General features: G+C 69.2%; 15 protein-coding genes and 1 pseudogene. 9 read left to right on the top strand and 7 right to left on the bottom strand.

Annotation, left to right across the window (positions count from 1 at the left end; all coding sequences use genetic code 11):
- Positions 1-2 precede the first annotated feature (2 nt).
- The gene (locus tag ACJMKX_RS03930) at positions 3-1,196 is read left to right on the top strand and encodes an efflux RND transporter periplasmic adaptor subunit (RefSeq protein ID WP_405221326.1); all 1,194 of its coding nucleotides are present in this window, start codon (positions 3-5) and stop codon (positions 1,194-1,196) included.
- A gap of 11 nt (positions 1,197-1,207) precedes the next feature.
- On the opposite strand, the gene ACJMKX_RS03925 is transcribed toward ACJMKX_RS03930, so the two are convergent.
- Together ACJMKX_RS03925 and ACJMKX_RS03920 are read right to left on the bottom strand one after the other, a co-directional pair.
- Positions 1,208-3,901, bottom strand: coding sequence for a cation-translocating P-type ATPase (locus ACJMKX_RS03925; RefSeq protein ID WP_405221324.1), 2,694 nt, complete (start codon positions 3,899-3,901; stop codon positions 1,208-1,210).
- Complete coding sequence (locus ACJMKX_RS03920; protein ID WP_405221322.1) at positions 3,898-4,917, bottom strand: AraC family transcriptional regulator ligand-binding domain-containing protein; 1,020 nt, start codon at positions 4,915-4,917, stop codon at positions 3,898-3,900. The genes ACJMKX_RS03925 and ACJMKX_RS03920 overlap by 4 nt, the downstream gene beginning before the upstream one ends.
- A gap of 145 nt (positions 4,918-5,062) precedes the next feature.
- On the opposite strand from ACJMKX_RS03920, the gene ACJMKX_RS03915 reads away from it, so the two are divergent.
- The 7 genes and pseudogenes from ACJMKX_RS03915 to ACJMKX_RS03885 all read left to right on the top strand — a co-directional run bounded on the left by ACJMKX_RS03915 (position 5,063) and on the right by ACJMKX_RS03885 (position 9,984).
- Complete coding sequence (locus ACJMKX_RS03915) at positions 5,063-6,262, top strand: alkane 1-monooxygenase (RefSeq protein ID WP_405221319.1); 1,200 nt, start codon at positions 5,063-5,065, stop codon at positions 6,260-6,262.
- Between the two features lie 14 nt (positions 6,263-6,276).
- Positions 6,277-6,444: a rubredoxin gene (locus ACJMKX_RS03910; RefSeq protein ID WP_405221316.1), complete on the top strand. Its 168-nt coding sequence runs from the start codon at positions 6,277-6,279 to the stop codon at positions 6,442-6,444.
- 72 nt (positions 6,445-6,516) lie between these two features.
- Positions 6,517-7,422: a DUF3014 domain-containing protein gene (locus tag ACJMKX_RS03905; RefSeq protein WP_405221313.1), complete on the top strand. Its 906-nt coding sequence runs from the start codon at positions 6,517-6,519 to the stop codon at positions 7,420-7,422.
- Between the two features lie 149 nt (positions 7,423-7,571).
- Positions 7,572-8,645, top strand: coding sequence for an MBL fold metallo-hydrolase (locus tag ACJMKX_RS03900; RefSeq protein WP_405221311.1), 1,074 nt, complete (start codon positions 7,572-7,574; stop codon positions 8,643-8,645).
- A gap of 19 nt (positions 8,646-8,664) precedes the next feature.
- Positions 8,665-9,132 carry a methyltransferase family protein gene (locus ACJMKX_RS03895; RefSeq protein ID WP_405221308.1) on the top strand — a complete coding sequence of 156 codons (468 nt, stop codon included), beginning with the start codon at positions 8,665-8,667 and terminating at the stop codon, positions 9,130-9,132.
- 12 nt (positions 9,133-9,144) lie between these two features.
- Positions 9,145-9,489 (top strand): annotated as a pseudogene (locus tag ACJMKX_RS03890) (GFA family protein); the annotation flags it as partial.
- A 129-nt stretch (positions 9,490-9,618) separates the two neighbouring features.
- A complete protein-coding gene (locus ACJMKX_RS03885; RefSeq protein WP_405221851.1) occupies positions 9,619-9,984 on the top strand; it encodes a nuclear transport factor 2 family protein in 366 nt (121 codons plus the stop codon).
- Between the two features lie 16 nt (positions 9,985-10,000).
- Here ACJMKX_RS03885 and ACJMKX_RS03880 read toward each other — a convergent pair whose 3' ends face one another.
- Positions 10,001-10,201 (bottom strand): DUF2905 domain-containing protein, encoded by a 201-nt coding sequence (locus ACJMKX_RS03880; RefSeq protein WP_405221305.1) that lies wholly within the window; start codon positions 10,199-10,201, stop codon positions 10,001-10,003.
- Between the two features lie 62 nt (positions 10,202-10,263).
- Here ACJMKX_RS03880 and ACJMKX_RS03875 point away from each other — a divergent pair, with 62 nt between their 5' ends.
- On the top strand, positions 10,264-11,109 hold the full coding sequence (locus ACJMKX_RS03875) for an amidohydrolase family protein (RefSeq protein ID WP_405221302.1): 846 nt from the start codon (positions 10,264-10,266) through the stop codon (positions 11,107-11,109).
- A gap of 37 nt (positions 11,110-11,146) precedes the next feature.
- Here ACJMKX_RS03875 and ACJMKX_RS03870 read toward each other — a convergent pair whose 3' ends face one another.
- The 4 genes from ACJMKX_RS03870 to ACJMKX_RS03855 are packed head-to-tail and all read right to left on the bottom strand — an operon-like array spanning position 11,147 to position 16,428.
- Positions 11,147-12,049 (bottom strand): PhzF family phenazine biosynthesis protein, encoded by a 903-nt coding sequence (locus tag ACJMKX_RS03870; protein ID WP_405221298.1) that lies wholly within the window; start codon positions 12,047-12,049, stop codon positions 11,147-11,149.
- 11 nt (positions 12,050-12,060) lie between these two features.
- Positions 12,061-13,248 (bottom strand): aminomethyltransferase family protein, encoded by a 1,188-nt coding sequence (locus tag ACJMKX_RS03865; RefSeq protein ID WP_405221295.1) that lies wholly within the window; start codon positions 13,246-13,248, stop codon positions 12,061-12,063.
- Complete coding sequence (locus ACJMKX_RS03860; RefSeq protein WP_405221293.1) at positions 13,245-14,819, bottom strand: phytoene desaturase family protein; 1,575 nt, start codon at positions 14,817-14,819, stop codon at positions 13,245-13,247. Before ACJMKX_RS03860 ends, ACJMKX_RS03865 begins: the two co-directional genes overlap by 4 nt.
- Positions 14,812-16,428 carry a phytoene desaturase family protein gene (locus ACJMKX_RS03855; RefSeq protein WP_405221290.1) on the bottom strand — a complete coding sequence of 539 codons (1,617 nt, stop codon included), beginning with the start codon at positions 16,426-16,428 and terminating at the stop codon, positions 14,812-14,814. The genes ACJMKX_RS03860 and ACJMKX_RS03855 overlap by 8 nt, the downstream gene beginning before the upstream one ends.
- Positions 16,429-16,450: the final 22 nt, after the last annotated feature.

Here is a 16,450-nt window from a genome sequence, read left to right as displayed (position 1 = left end):
CCGTGGCGAGTCGCAGGAACATCATCATCGGCATCGTGGCGGCTGTCGCGGCGGTACTCCTGTACCTGGGCTTCCGCCCGCAGCCCCTGCCCGCGGAGACCGGCACGGTGAACCGGGGCCCGCTCAGCGTCACCGTCACCGAGGAGGGCAAGACCCGGATCAGGGAGCGCTACGTCATCACCTCCCCGGTGGCCGGTTTCGCCGCCCGCATCGAGCTGGAGGAGGGGGATACGGTGTCGGCGGATGCGCCCCTGGTGGCCATCGAGCCGGTGGCCCCCACGGTGCTGGACCGGCGCAGCCGGGCGGAGGCGCGCGCCGGCGTCTCGGCGGCGGAAGCCGCACTGGAGGCGGCGGAGACCCGGGTACGCGCGGCCGAGGCAGAAGCGGAGCTCGCCGAGGCGGAGCGCGAGCGCATCGAGCGGCTGTACGAGACCAATGCCGTGTCGCGTGCGGAATACGACCGCGTGATCTCCACGGCCCGGCGCGCCGCCGCCGGCCTGAGGGCGGCGGCGGCGGAGGCAGAGGTGGCTCGCTACGAGCTGCAGGCGGCCCGGGACGTGCTGCGCTATACGGCGGCGGAGCCGGACGGCGAACCGCCGGAAGAGGTGGTGGTGCGCTCGCCCGTCGACGGCAGCGTGCTGGACGTCATCCACGAGAGCGAGGGGGTGGTGGGCCCCGGCGAGCCGTTGCTGACGCTGGGTGATCCGTCCAACCTGGAAGTCGAGGTGGAGCTGCTGTCCGCGGACGCCGTCCGGCTTGCGCCGGGAATGCCCGTGCGGTTTCTGCGCTGGGGCGGCGACGGCGCGCTCGAGGGAGAGGTGCGGGTGGTCGAGCCGTCCGGCTTCACGAAGATCTCCGCCCTGGGCGTGGAAGAGCAGCGCGTGATCGTGCTGGTGGATATCCTGTCGCCGCCCGGGCGGTGGGCGCGGCTGGGCGACGGCTACCGGGTGGAGGCGGAGTTCATCCTCTGGTCCGCCGAGGACGTGCTGCAGGTGCCCTCCAGCGCGGCGTTTCGGCGCGGCGAGCAGTGGGCGGTATTCGTGGTGGAGGACGAGCGCGCCGTCTTCCGGCCGATCAGCGTCGGACGCAGAGGCGAGTTCCGCCTGCAGGTGCTCGACGGACTCGCCGAGGGCGAGACCATCGTGCTGTACCCGGATGACGAGGTGGAGGACGGGCGCAGCCTGGATGTCCGCTAGCGCCGGCCGCGTCACCCCTGCCGGGCGCGCAGTCGTTTCGCCGCCTCCACCATGAGGAACAGCGGCGCGCCCAGCGCCAGTATCAGCAGCCAGTCGCGCCAGCCGATGGCAACCGTGTGCAGCATCTCCTGCAACGGCGGCCAGTAGACCGCAGCGGCCTGGAGTCCGATCGCGAGTCCCAGCGCCAGCAGGATCCAGGGATTGCTGAAGAACCGCTTGCGCGAAAGCGGCTCTCGCAGCGAGCGGAAATTCAGCACGTTGATCTTCTCGAACACGATGATGCCGGTGAACGCCACCGTCTGCGCGTAGGCCAGACCCTGGGGATGGTGCGTCAGGTAATGGTGGAACAGCCACAGTGTCGCCGCGCCGATGTAGCCGCCCAGCAGCACGACCAGCAGCGTGCTGCCCTTGTCCATGATGCGGTGGCCGCTCGCCCGTGGCGGTCGGCGCATGACGTCGCCCTCCGCCGATTCCTCCCCGAGGGCGACCGCCACCATCCCGTCGGTAACCAGGTTCATCCACAGGATCTGGACGGGCAGCAGGATCAGCGGCCCGCCCAGCAGGATATTGCCGAGGATCGCGACCACCTCGCCCGAGTTCGACGACAGCAGGTAGCGCACGAACTTGCAGATGTTGTCGAACTGGCGCCGCCCTTCGCGCACAGCGGCCACGATGCTGGCGAAGTTGTCATCCGCGAGCACCATCTCGGCAGCGCCCCGGGCCACGTCGGTGCCCCGTATCCCCATGGCGACGCCGATGTCCGCCTTCTGCAGCGCGGGCGCGTCGTTCACGCCGTCGCCGGTCATCGCGACCACGTGGCCCTCGGACTGCAGCAACCCGACGATGCGCGACTTGTGTTCCGGCGAAGTGCGGGCGAAGACCCAGCCCTCCCGCAGCCGGTGCGCCAGCGCGGCGTCGTCGAGGCCTGCCAGCTCGCGGCCGTCCACGGTACCGGGTGGCTGCATGCCGAGCCGGCGGCAGACGGCCAGCGCGGTGGGGCCCGCGTCGCCGGTGATGACCACGACGCCGATGCCGGCGCTGCGGCAGCCCTCCAGCGCCTCGCGCACCTCGGGCCGCGGCGGGTCCACCATGCCGACGAGGCCGAGGAAGATCATGTCGCGTTCGACGACCTCGCCCGTCTCGTCCTCGATCCGCCGGCGCGCGACCGCCAGTACCCGCAGGCCGGCGGCCGCCATCGCTTCGTAGGCCTCGGCCACTTCCCGGCGGCCGTCGTCGTCGAGGGGGCGGGTCTCGGCTCCCACCTGCCAGCGGTCGCACAGCGGCAGCAGCGTGTCCGGGGCGCCTTTCATGTGAGCCACCGGGCCGTTCTCGCCCGGCAGGACGACCGTCATGCGTTTCCGCTCGGAGCTGAACGAGAGCTCCAACGTGCCTTCCGGGTGCGGCCGCTGTTCGAGCCCGCCCTTGAGTGCGAGCACGACCAGCGCGCCTTCGGTCGGTTCGCCGGCGAGCTGCCATTTCCCGTCCTGCCGGGTCAGTTCGGCATGGGTGCAGCGCAGCGAAGACTCGAGCAGCAGGCCCAGGTCGTGCCGGGACGCCGGGTCCACGGCGCTGCCTTCCAGCAGGAAACCGCCCTCCGGCTCGTAGCCGGCGCCCGTGACCGTCAGCTCGCCGGCCGGCAGCCAGACCCGGGTCGCCGTCATCTCGTTTTCGGTGAGCGTGCCGGTCTTGTCCGTGCAGATGAAGCTGGCCGCGCCGAGGGTTTCCGCCGCCTGCAGGTTTCTCAGCAGGGCCTTCTCCCGCGCCATCGCCCGGATTCCGAGGGCGAGCGTCACGGTGACTACCGCCGGCAGTCCCTCTGGCACCACCGCCACGGCCAGCGCGACGCCGGTCAGTAACATCTCGGTCGCATCCCGGCCGAGCAGCACTCCCGCACCGGCGACGGCGGCGGCCACGAGCAGCGAGGCGATGCCCAGCTGCCGGCCCAGGGTCGCAAGCTGGCGTTGCAGCGGGCTCTTCAGGTCGCCGGTCTCGGACGTCAGTCGTGCGATGCCGCCCAGTTCGGTCCGCATGCCCGTGTTAACCACCAGCGCCTCGGCATGACCGTTGCTGACGGTCGTGCCCATCCACAGCATGCTGGCCCGGTCGGTCACCTCCGCGTCCGCAGCGACCGGGCCGATGTCCTTGTGCACCGACACCGACTCGCCGGTCAGGGCCGACTCGTCCACGTCGACGTTGGCCGCGCTCACCAGCCGCAGATCGGCGGGCACCCGGTCGCCGGATTCCAGGGCGACCAGATCTCCCGGCACGAGCGACTCCGCCGCTACTGTCGCGAGCACGCCGTCCCGGCGTACGCGGCACTCCGGGCTGAGCATCCGGCGCAGGGCGCGCACCGCCCGCTCGGCGCGCCATTCCTGAGCGAAACCGAGGATGCCGTTCAGCACCACGATGGCCATGATCGTGACCGCGTCCGCCGTGTGGCCGATGGCGGCAGAGATGGCGGACGCCGCCACGAGTATGAGGATCAGCGGGCTGGTGAACTGCCGCAGCACGATCCGCGACCAGCGCACGCCTTCCCCCTCGCGGATGCGGTTCGGCCCGGCGGCCTGCAGGCGGGCGGCGGCCTCCGCGTGGCCGAGACCCCGGCGCGGGTCCGTATCGAGCGCGGCGGCGACCTCCGCTGCCGTACTGGACCAGGGCGCATTCAGTGCGCCTTCGTCGCGGCGCGTCCCGGCGCCGGCGCTCACCGGTTCTCCCACTGCTGCGTGCGCCGCCGGTATTCGCCGGGCGCCACGCCGTACCAGCGCCTGAACGCACGGCCGAAGTTCGCGGCGTCCTGGTAACCCAGCCGGTAGCCGATCTCCGCCACACCCCAGCGCGTGCTCACCAGGTACTCGTGGGCGAGGCTGCGGTGCACCTCGTCCAGGATGCGCCGGTAGGAGGTGCCCTCGCGCTTCAGGCGCCGGATCAGGGTACGGCGCGAGACGTTCAGCCGCCGCGCCACTTGCTCGAGGCCCGGTGAGCGCCCGCCGGCCATGAGCAGACACTGGCGCACCTCGACCTCGAGGGCCGAGCGCTCCGCTACCTGCTGCAGCAACTCCTCGCAGCGGGCCAGCGACACCTTGTGCATAGCCTCGTCATAGAGCAGGCACGGCGCCGCGAGCCAGGCTGCCGGCAGGGTAGTCGTGTACTGGTCTCCCTGGAAACGCAGGGTGCCTTCGAAGCGGGCTTCGAACCCTGCCCTCAGAGCCGCCCTGTCGGCGGGCAGGTGCCAGACGAGGCCGGGGCCCTTGCGCCCGGCCGCATGTCCGACCACGTGGGCGATTACCTGCAGCCCCGTCAGCTGCATGATCTCCATCAGGATGGGGCGCAGCGTGCCGAGGTCTTCGCGCTCGTGGTAACGGATCTGTACCGTATCACCCGTCTCGCGGATCTCGCCCCAGGCGAACGGCGCACGTATCTCACCGAATTTTGTCATGATATCCAGCGCGTCACCCAGCGTCGGCGAGGTGATCGCCGCGATGCCGAGGGGGCCGTGATGGGCCACGTCCATTCGCGCCGCCATCTCGAGATGCCAGCCCGGCTCGAGGCGCCGGTCGATGGCCTGCAGCAACCGTCGTACCGCGGAGAAGGGAACGTAGTGATCGGTGCCCTCGAGCTCCCGCGGCCGGATGCGGGCCGCCCTCAGGATCTCCCGGCGCTCGGGCCCGTCCAGGTCGAGCGCGCCGATGAAGGTCCTGACATAGGTGACGGGAAGGTGCATATTTTGGCACTTATAGACCAGTCACTGGCATTTCTAGCACTGTTTTCCGGCCCCGGTCAAAGCACAATGGGCACAGGGTGCGGCGAACGCGCCAGCGGAATGGTCGATTCGGGAGTATCTCCCGGCTCCGCAACAGGGGGAAAATATGAAGACCTTCACTTACAGCACGCCCGACGGCGTGGCCATGGCCTACACCGACCGCAAGCGCAGCTGGTGGTCGTTGTCCGTACTGTGGGCGCTTTACCCGCTGGTCGGTATCGGGCTGCATGCCTGGACCGGCGTCGAGGCGATGCTGCTGGTGCCGCTGTTCACGAGCTACGTCGTGGCGCCCGCCATGGACTGGCTGATGGGCGAGGACGAGAGCAACCCGCCCGAGCGTATCGTGCGCGAGCTGGAGGACGACCCGTACTACCGGATCCTCACCTACCTGACGGTGCCCATGCACTTCGTCTCGCTGATCGCGGCGGCCTGGTGGGCCGGCACCCAGGACCTGTCCTGGTGGGGCTACCTGGTGCTGGCGATGACGGCGGGCATGGCCAGCGGCCTCGGCATCAATACCGGCCACGAACTCGGCCACAAGAAGTCGAAGCTCGAACGCTGGCTGGCCAAGATCGTGCTGGCCGTGCCCTTCTACGGCCACTTCTGGATCGAGCACAACAAGGGCCATCACCGGGACGTGGCCACGCCGGAGGACCCGGCCAGTGCGCGCATGGGCGAGAGTATCTACAAGTTTGCGCTGCGCGAGATCCCGGGCGCGATGAAGCGGGGCTGGCACGAGGAGCGCGTGCGCCTGGAGCGCAAAGGCAAGTCGGTGTGGAGTCTCGACAACGAGATCCTGCAGTCCTATCTCATCTCCATCGCGCTGCAGGTGGGACTCATCGTGGCCTTCGGCTGGATCATGATCCCGTTCCTCGCCATCCATAACGTGCTCGCCTGGTGGCAGCTCACCAGCGCCAACTACATCGAACACTACGGCCTGCTGCGGCAGAAGCAGGAGAACGGTCGCTACGAGCGCTGCCAGCCGTATCACTCATGGAACTCGAACCACGTCTACTCGAACCTGCTGCTGTTCCACCTCGAACGCCACTCGGACCATCATGCGCATCCGACCCGGCGCTACCAGTCGCTCAGGCACTTCGAAGACCTGCCTCAGCTGCCCAACGGCTACTTCGGCATGTACCTGATCGCCTACATCCCTTCGCTCTGGTACCGGGTGATGGACAAGCGGGTGCTCGCACTGCCCCACATCGACGGCGACCTCTCGAAGGTGAATATCGATCCGGACCGGCGCGAGGAGATCCATGCCCGCTACGGCCGTCCCTCCGCGGAGCCCGCGGCGGCATGACGGAGGCGGATTCCATGGCCCGGTACGAATGCCCGGACTGCGGCTACGTCTACGACGAGGCGAGCGGCGACGATCACGAAGGCTATCCGCCGGGTCTGAAATTCCGGGACCTGCCCGAGGAATTCGTGTGTCCCGATTGCGCAGTGCGATACAAGGAGGATTTCGTCCGCATCGCGCAATGACGCCCTCGTCCCCGGGCGCCACCGCGTCTATACTGGCGGCTCCACGGCGGAGCAGCGAATAGGGACGTTCTGATGCGCGAACAATCCTGGGGACTGGTCATCGCGGTAGCCGCGACGCTGGTCCTTCTCGTCTTCACCGGCTATCAGCTGCTGCAGCGGGATGAGTCGGAGGAGGCGCCGGCAGAGCCGGTCCCGGCGGCGGAGACCGTCGAACCGGCGCCGCCGGCCGAACCGCGCTACCCCATTCAGGAGCCGGAGCCCGAACCGGCTCCTGCCGAGCCGGGATCGCAGGCCGCCGAAACGCCTGCTGAGCCGGCCGGGCCGGCGCTGCCGCCGCTGGAAGAGAGCGACGAGCCGTTCACCGAGTCGGTGGAGCAACTGCTACCGGAAGCCGCTGACCCGGCGCTGGAGCTGCGTGGTCGGCTCATCCGCAAGATCGTCGCCACCGTCGACGGTCTCGAACGAGAGGGGCTGCCGGAGCGTGTCCGTCCCATGGAGCCGGTGCCCGGCTCGTTCCGGGTCTCCGGCAAGGTGGACGGTGACCTCTACATCCTGAGCCCCGCGAACTACGAGCGCTACGACGGGCTGGTGAACGCGGCGGCGGAGATCGACCTGTCCCGCGCCGCCGACCTGTACCGGCGTTACTACCCCCTCTTCCAGCAGGCCTGGGCCGAGCTCGGCTACCCGGACAGCTACTTCAACGATCGCCTGGTGGTGGTGATCGACCAGCTGCTGGCGACCCCGGACGTGGCCGACCCCGTGCGGCTGGTCCGGCCGCATGTCCTGTACCGCTACGAGAATCCGGTGCTGGAGGGCCTGTCCAGCGGCCAGAAGTTGCTGATACGGATGGGCCCGGACAACCGGGCCACCGTGAAGACGCTGCTGCGTCAGTTCCGCGCGCAGATCACCGGCATGGCGGAGATTGCCGCGGAGCCGTCAGACTCCGACAATACGGGCGAAACTACCGATACGGAGTAATCGGATGGAGTACCTGCTCATCGGCCTCGCCATCGCTGGTTTCGCCATGGCGGTCAGTGCCTACGTGCGCGTCGAGCGGCTCGAGAGGATCCTGAAGGAAAAGAACATCGTCGACGACGGCTGAGCCAGGAGCGCTGTGGGGGAGGCAGATGAAGCGACTGTTCGTCACCATGGCCCTCGCGGCGGCCGTCCTGCTGGCTGTGGCCTATGCCTTCCGCACCGAACTCGCCACCCGTGCCATGCGCGGCGTCGTGGCTTCGAACCTGCAGACCGACCTGATCAGTGAGCTGCCGGACGGGCTGCACACCGCGCTGTGCGGAGCCGGATCGCCGCTGCCGGATCCGCTGCGCTCCGGACCGTGCACGGCCGTGATCGCCGGCGGGCGGCTCTACATCGTCGACGCCGGCGGCGGCGCCTCGCGCACGCTGTCCCGGCTGCGTATCCCCCAGGGCGCCATCGACGCCATCCTGCTCACCCATTTCCATTCGGATCACATAGACGGCCTGGGCGAGCTGCTGATGCAGCGCTGGGCGAACGGGACTGCCGTCGCCCCGACGCCGGTCATCGGTCCGGCCGGGGTGGAGGAGGTGGTGCGCGGTTTCGGCCTGGCCTATGCGGCGGACGAGGGCTACCGGATCGCCCATCATGGTGAGGCCGTCATGCCGCCGGCGGGCGCCGGTGCCGTCGCCAGGCCTTTCCCGCCCCCGCGCGCCGGGGAGCCGGTGGTCGTGCTCGAAGACGGCGGCCTGCGGATCACCGCGTTCCGGGTCGAGCACGCGCCGGTGGAACCCGCGGTGGGGTACCGGTTCGACTATGCCCGCCGCTCGGTGGTGATCAGCGGCGACACCAGTCCCTCGGACGAGGTGCGGCAACTGGCGGCCGGCGCCGACCTGCTGGTGCACGAGGCGCTCGCGCCTCACCTGGTTGCGCTGCTGACCGAGGGCGCCCGGGAGGGCGGCCGCGACAACCTGGTGACCATCACGCAGGACATCCTCGACTACCACACCACGCCGGTGGAGGCCGCCCGTATCGCGGCGGAAGCCGGGGTGGGCTTCCTGCTCTACAACCACATCGTGCCGCCGCTGCCGCTGGCCCCCCTGGAGGACGCCTTCACCGAAGGCGTCGATGCGGTCTACGCCGGTCCGTTTCGTGTGGGTCGCGACGGCACGCTCGTCGTCCTGCCGGCCGGCGGTGACGCGATCGAGGTCGACGAGTTGCTGTGATCCGCCGGAGGACCCCGCAATGCAGGCGCTGGAACTGAAGATACCGCCGGCCGCCGTCACCGTGCTGACGGGTATCGGGATGTGGGCGACGGCGGAGGCCTTCCCGGTACTGGACGTGCCCCTGCCGCCGCTGTGGCGCGCCGGGCTCGGCGTGTTGCTGGTGGCGGCCGGCGTCTTCATCGCGCTGGCGAGCGTGGGCGAATTCCGGCGTGCGGCCACCACCGTGAACCCGCTGTCGCCGGAGACGAGCTCCCGGCTGGTGACCGGCGGTGTCTACCGCTACACCCGCAATCCCATGTATCTGGGCATGCTGCTCGCCCTGGCCGGCTGGGCGGTCGCGCTTTCCCATCTCTCGGCACCGCTCTGGCTGATGGGCTACGCGGCGTATATGAACCGGTTCCAGATCCTGCCGGAGGAGCGCGCGCTGATGGAGCGCTTCGGCGCGGTCTTCGGCGAATACCGGCGGCGCGTGCGCCGCTGGCTGTGAGGGAGGAGGAGAATGACCGGGCCTGAGCGGATGGGGGAAGGCGGCTGCCAGTGCGGCGCGGTGAGATACCGGCTGCGCGGCGAACCGCTCACCTCCTACGCCTGCCACTGCACCGAGTGCCAGGCAGCGACGGGTGCCGCTTTCAGTCTCTCGCTGATTGTCCCGAGGGAAGCGCTGGAGGTGATCGGCGGCGAAGCGGCCGCGACGACATACTCGATGGGCGGCCGCGACCGGCAACGGGCCGGCTGCGCGGACTGCGGCAGCGTCCTGTGGTTCGCGAGTGCGGAGATGCCGGAGATCGCGGCGCTCAAGACCGGCACGCTGGACGACCCGGGCGCCTTCCCGCCCGTGGCCAACGTCTGGACGCGCAGCGCACAGCCCTGGTTCCGACTGCCCGCCGATGTGCCCGCTTGGGCCGGGCAGCCGGAAATGGAGGCCCTGATCGCGCTGTGGCGCGACCGGGCGGGAGGACCGGCACATGATGCTGTGCCGGCCGGGCCCCGGCAGGTCGTCAAGGCCTGGGTGGAGGCTTTCAACCGTGGCGATGCCGAGGAAGTGGCCGCTTTCTACGCGGCCGACGCCGTGAATCACCAGGTGACCCAGGTTCCGGTGGAAGGACGCGATGCCATCAGGGCGATGTTCGCCCGGGAATTCGCGGACGCGGAGATGACCTGCATCGTCGAGAATCTGTTCGAGGACGGCGAGTGGGCCATGCTCGAGTGGCGCGACCCGCTCGGGCTGCGGGGTTGCGGGTTCTTCCACGTCGTCGACGGGCTGATCCGGTTCCAGCGCGGCTACTGGGACCGGCTCTCGTTCCTGCGCCAGCACGGGCTGCCGCTGCCGCGCGAGTGACCGTTACCGGTCGGGATTATTGCCGGAACAGCCAGAGGACGAGCGAGAGCACCAGGCTTGCCAGGATCATCGTCGTGATCGGCAGGTAGAAGGTGAAGCCTTCGCGCCGGATCACGATGTCGCCGGGCAGGCGGCCCAGCGGCAGCGTGCTGAGCCACGGCCAGAGCAAGCCGACGAGCACGATGGCGATGCCGATGATGATGAGCGCCTTCTGCATGGGTGTCCTCCTGCGGCCGCGTTATGATAACGGCATCGATCCGGGACGGACGAGGAGGGGATATGAACGCGGCCCGCAGCGGCATCGTCGATGCCTGGATACAGCATCCCACGAAGCGCTTTCTGGCGCAGCCCATGTTCGCGTCGCTCCGGCGCTGGACCGGCCAGGGCGAGGTGCCGGATGTCCCGCTGTCCGCCACCATCGCGGCCATGGACCAGGCGGGCGTCGCCACGGCGCTGGTCTCGGCGTGGTGGGGACCGCAGGGCGCGCTGATCGACAACGACGAGGTGGCCGCGCTGGTGCGCGAGCACCCGGACCGGCTGGTCGGCATCGCCTCGGCGGACATCATGCGGCCGATGGAGGGGGTGCGTGAACTCCGGCGCGCGGTGCGCGAGCTCGGCTTCCGGGGGCTCCGGTTTCTGCCCTGGATGTGGGGACTGCCGCCGGACGATCGGCGCTACTATCCCTTCTATGCGGAGTGCATCGAGCTGGGCATCCCGTTCTGCCTGCAGGTAGGGCACACCGGGCCGCTGCTGCCGTCCGAACCCGGACGGCCGATTCCCTATCTGGAGCACGTGGCGCTGGAGTTCCCGGAGCTGGTGATCGTGGCCGGCCACATCGGCGCGCCCTGGACCCAGGAGATCATCTCGCTGGCCACCAAGTTCCCCAACGTCTACATCGATACCTCCGCCTACAAGGCCAACCGCTATCCGGCGGATTTCGTCGAGTTTCTGCGCGGGCGCGGCGCGAAGAAGGTGCTGTTCGGCAGCAACTACCCCATGCTGACGCCGGGGCGGTGCCTGGAGGACTTCGATGCCCTCGGGCTGGACGCCGAGGCGGAGGAGCGCTTCCTGCGCGGCAACGCACGCAAGGTGTTCGGCCTCGGCGACGTCGACCAGGCCGGCTAGGGCGACCGGGCCGGCCCAGTTCGACAAGGCCGGCGCTTCAGCCGATATCCAGCCAGCCTTCGGCGAACATCATAGCGCCGCCGCCGACCCAGGCGCCGGTCACCCGCCCGTCCCGTTTCACCGCACGGGCCTCGAGCGTGCTCGGGCGTCCCATTTCCGCACCCTGCAGGATGCGCCAGCCCAGATCGCAGTCGTCGCCGGGCGCGTAGTGGGCCAGCAGGGCCGCCAGCGCGCAGTTGGCGCTGCCGGTCGCGGGATCTTCCGGCACGCCGTCCAGCGGCGCGAACATGCGCGCGCGAATGTCGTACTCGTCGTCGCTGCGGACGTACATGTGGATGTCGGGCGGCAGCCCCGCCTCCGCGATCACCTCGAACATGTCCGCGTCGATCCGCGCGCGGGCCAGCGTCGCCGCGTCCGGCAGCTCGACCATCAGAAAGGGCAGGCCGACGGAGGCCGCCTGCGGCAGATGGGTCTCCGTGACGAGATCGTCGGGCTCCAGGGAGAGCGCGCCGGCGACCAGCTCGGCGGATGCAGGCTCCGAGAGCTGCAGCGGCTCCGGCGCGGCCAGCTCGCAGCGTATGCGGCCCTCGCCATCGCCATTGGCGCCGCGATCGATGCTGACGCGGACTTCCCCTGCGGCCTCCTCGAACCGTACCGAATCGCGGCCGTCCAGCTCGCCGTTCGCAGCCAGCACGAACGCGGTGCCGATGTTCGGGTGGCCGGCGAAGGGCACCTCGACCTTCGGGGTGAATATCCTGACCCGGCGGTCGCCGCCGGCTTCCGGCGGCAAGACGAAGCTGGTCTCCGAGAAGTTGAACTCGCGGGCGATCTGCTGCATCCGCCTGGTGTCCAGGCCGCTCGCATCCGGCAGGACGGCCAGCGGGTTGCCACCGAACAGCGTATCGGTGAAGACGTCGCAGATGAAGTAGCGATAGCGCACGGCGCGGCCGCTCAGTAATCGGCGGGCGGCGTCTGGCGCCGGCGCGGCGGGTCCCAGAAGGGCTTCTCCACCACCGTGGCGGCAGCCATCTTGCGCGACCAGTGCATCTCGCGCTGGTAGTAGATCTCCGCGAACAGCCGGCCGCCCGGCTCGCCGGCCGGCCGCCGGACGCTCGCGAGCGCGATATTCGCCTTCGCCACCGGTGACCAGGCCGCGGACGTCACGAAGCCCGCCTGCTTCTTGCGCGAGTCGTAGATGTAGGAATGGTGGGCGGGCTTGTTGCCCTCGATGTCCAGCTTCACCAGTCGCCAGGTGGAGCCGCGGCGCAGCTCCGCCGCCAGCGCCCTGCGCCCGTTGAAATTCGGCTTGGTGAAATCCACCAGCCAGTCGAGACCCAGCTCGAACGGCGAGCGGGCACGGCCGGGCCGCACGATCCCGTCGGCGGGCAGGAAGTCGACTCCGGCCTGGATGAAACCGGCCTCGATGCGGCAGAGCTCGAGCGCCTCGCTGCCGATCGCCCTTATGCCGCGGTACTTGCCGGCGAGGAACAGGCGGTCCCAGAGGATCTCGGCGTGGTCCGGGTCGATCCAGAGTTCGTAGCCGAGGTCGCCGGTGAAGCCGGTCCGCGACACGGTGAGCTCGGTGCCCTCGAAACGGAAACGGGTCAGTCCGAACGGTTTCAGCTGTTCGACGTCGGTGAGGCCCATCTCCTTCAGCACCGCGCAGGAGGTCGGCCCCTGCAGGGCGAGGGCGGCGACCTCCGCGGTCTCCTCGGTGACGGTGACGTCGAAGCCGTCGGCCGCATCGAGCAACCATTCCAGGTGACGCTCCTGGGAACAGAGTCGGTACTCGCCCTCGCGCAGGTGGAAGATGGTGCCATCGTCGATCACCTTGCCGGCGTCGTTGCACCACACGGCGTAGGCGACCCGGCCGGGCTTCAGCTTCGTCATGTCGCGGGTCACCAGGCGGTCGAGGTAGGGCAGCGCCTCGGGCCCGGTGATGCGGTACTTGGTCATGGGGCAGAGATCGAACACGCCCGCGGCATTGCGCATCGCGAAGTACTCGAGGTCCGCGGCGGTGTACTCGGCGGCGGTGGTGTAGCCTTTCCAGTCCTGCCAGGCATTGCGGTGATTCGCGGCGGCGGTGCGCGTATGGAAATGGGTGCGCAGGACGCGCTCGCTGACTCCCCGGGCGCTCATGACGGTCCCTCCCGTTTCAGTATCTCGGTCGCGGCATTGCGGCCCGCCGCGCCGGTGATGCTGCCGCCCGGGTGCGCGCCGGCGCCGCAGAGGTAGAGCCCCTCCGCCGGCAGCGCATACTGCGCGGCGCCGGGCACGGGCCGGGTGAACAGGAACTGATCCAGCGCGAGTTCCCCTTGGTGCCAGTGGCCGCCGCCCATGCGGTAGAGGCGCTCGATGTCCGCCGGACTCAGCAGCTCCGCAGCAACGATCCGGTCACGCAGCCCCGGCGCGTACGCGGCGATGGTGTCGATCACCAGATCGCGGAACACGCCGGTCTGCGTCTCGTCCCAGCCGCCGTCCAGCCGATAGGGCGCGTACTGCACCACGGCCGAGAGGACGTGCCTGCCCGGCGGCGCCAGCGACGGATCGCCGACGCTCGGGACCGTGATCTCGATGACCGGCTCCGCCGACCACTGCCCGTACTTGGCGGGGTTGAAGGCACGCTCGACGTAGTCCATGTCCGGCGCGATGACGAGGCGGCCGTCCAGCGCGGACGGATCGACGCCGGCGAACTCGGGCAGACCGTCGAGCGCGAGATGCAGCTTCGCCGCATTGCCCCGCATGCGCAGGTTGCGGATGCGCCGGGTGAAGCCCGTCTCGACGTGCCGGGCCCCGAGCAATCCCAGCACCGTGGTCTTCGGGTCGGCGTTGGAGACGACGGTGAGGGCGTCGATCCTCTCCCCGTCCTCCAGCTCGACGCCGACCACGCGGCCGTTGTCCACCCGGATGCGTCGCACCGGGGCATCGCAGCGGATGTCGACCCCGGCGGCTCGGGCGGCACCGGCGAAAGCCTCGCCGACGCGGCCCATGCCGCCCTTCGGTAGTGCAATTGCGCCGGGGTTACCGTCGATCTCGCCGGTGAGCCGATGGATGTAGGTGAGCAGGCTGTTGGGAGAGCGCGGTCCCAGATGGGTCCCGAGCACGGCGTCGAGTGCCAGGGCGCCCTGCACGAGTTCCGTGTCGAAATGCTCGTGCAGGACATCGTAGATATTGATGGCGATCAGACGCAGAAACTCCTGCATCTCTTTCCGCCCCAGGCGGCGGATGTCGAGTCCGAGCCGGCCGATCGTCATCTTGTCCGCCGTGTCGTTGTTCACGAGCAGCGGCGGGCGGCGATTCAGATACGGGCCGAGCAGCTTCGCGAATCGCAGCATGCGCTCGCGGAATTCGCTCAGACCGGCACGATCGCGCTCGGTCACGCGGCCTTCGAGGTCCGCGCCCCGGATGCGCACGTGGTGTCCGTCGGGTGACAGGGCCGTGGTCGCCGCATCGGCCACGGCCATCTCGAGACCGAAACGGGCGAGTTCGAGTTCACCGGCCACCTGCGGTTGCAGCTGGTAGAGGAGGTGAGCGCAGCCGGAGACGCGGAAGCCGTCGGCGAAACTCCGCGTGGCGGCGGCGCCGCCGACGCCGTCGGCGGCCTCCAGCACCAGCACGTCGCGTCCTGCGCGGGCAAGATAGGCCGCGCAGGCGAGGCCGTTATGCCCGGCACCGATCACGATCACCTCGGCCGTCTTCTTTTCAGTCATCGCCGAAGTTCTCCGGTACTGTCGAGGGCTTCCTGATGTCGCGCAGGATCTCCCGCGCCGCGTTGGCTCCCGGCGCAGCCATCACGCCGCCGCCGGGATGGGTGCTGGAGGAACACATGTAGAGTCCCTTCACCGGTCCGCGGTACTGGGCGAAGCCGGGCACGGGCCGGTTGAACAGGAGCTGGTCCATGGTGAGTTCGCCCTGGAAGATGTTGCCCTCGGTGAGGCCGACCTCGGCTTCGAGTTCCCGCGGCGTGCGGATCTCGACGTGCAGGATCAGATCCTTGAAATCCGGGCTGTACTCGGCGATCTGGTCGATCACCGTCTGGCCGAAAGCGTCGCGGTCGGCGTCGGTCCATTCGCCGGTATCCAGCTCCGGCGGGCAGTACTGCACGAAGCAGCTCATGAAGTGCTTGCCGGGCGGGGCCATGGTGGGATCGGAGACCGTGGGGATCACCAGGTCGACGTAGGGGTCCTTCGACCAGGTCTTCGCCTTCCAGTCGTCGTAGGCCCGTTCCATGCGCTCCAGCGAGTCGATGAAGTGCATGTCCGCGTTCATGAGCTGGCTCGACTCCGGCAGCGCAGGGAAGGTGGGCAGCCCGTCCAGTGCGATATTGAGCTTGCCGGAGGAGCCGCGGATGTGGAAGTTCTCCACCCGGCGGACGAACTCGTCGTCGAGGTCGCCGCGGTCCATCACGTTCAGGAAGGTCCGCTTCACGTCCAGGTTCGATATGACCCGGTGACCGCGGATCTCGTCGCCGTTGGCCAGTGCCACGCCCTGCACCCGTCCGTCTCTGACGATGATGCGGCTCACCTCGGCGTTGGTGCGTATCTCGCCGCCGAAGGACTGCAGTGCACTGGCGATCGCGTTGCTGACCGCGCCCATGCCGCCCCGCGCGAAGCCCCAGGCCCCGATGTTGCCGTCCACCTCGCCCATGTAATGATGCAGCAGCACGTAGGCGGTACCCGGCGAATACGGCCCGAGCGCCGTGCCGATGATGCCGCTGCCGGCGAGATGGGCCTTGATGACGTCCGTCTCGAAGAACTCCTCCAGATACTCGCCGATGCTCATGGTCCAGAAGCGGATCGTGTCGTAGATCGCCTCCTCGTCCATCTCGAGCAGCCGGCCGCCGATCAGGGCGAGTTCGCGCAGGTCGCGCGGTCGGAAGGAGGTGGGGTCCGGGGGCGTGCGCAGCAGGAAGTCGCGGATGAAGCGGGTCTGACGCATCACCTCGGCGGAGTAGCGCTGATACGCATCCGCATCGCGTTTGGAATGGCGCGCCATCTCCCGGTGGGCGACTTCGTGGTCCCAGTAGCTGCCGAGATAGTCGCCGTCCCGGGTGAAGGTGACGCTGCCGCCGTAGGGTGTGACCTGGAGGCCGTGCCGGGACAGGTCCAGCGCCCGGTAGATCTCGGGCCGCAGCAGGCTGCATACGTAGGAGCAGTTGGAGTAGATCCAGTCGTCGTAGAGATTGCGGCTCACCGCGGCGCCGCCGATGTAGTCGTTCTTCTCGACGACCACGACGTCGAGGCCGGCTTTCGCCAGGAAGGCCGCGGTGGTCAGGCCGTTGTGGCCTGCGCCGACGACGATGGCATCGTAAGTCTTCAAGTTATCCCTGCCCCGTCCGGTG

The sequence above is a fragment of the Lentisalinibacter sediminis genome, assembly GCF_040706615.1.
Taxonomy (GTDB): Bacteria; Pseudomonadota; Gammaproteobacteria; order Steroidobacterales; family Woeseiaceae; genus Lentisalinibacter; species Lentisalinibacter sediminis.
Note: the sequence above shows the minus strand (reverse complement) of the source record. Positions and strands in the feature narration are given on the sequence as shown.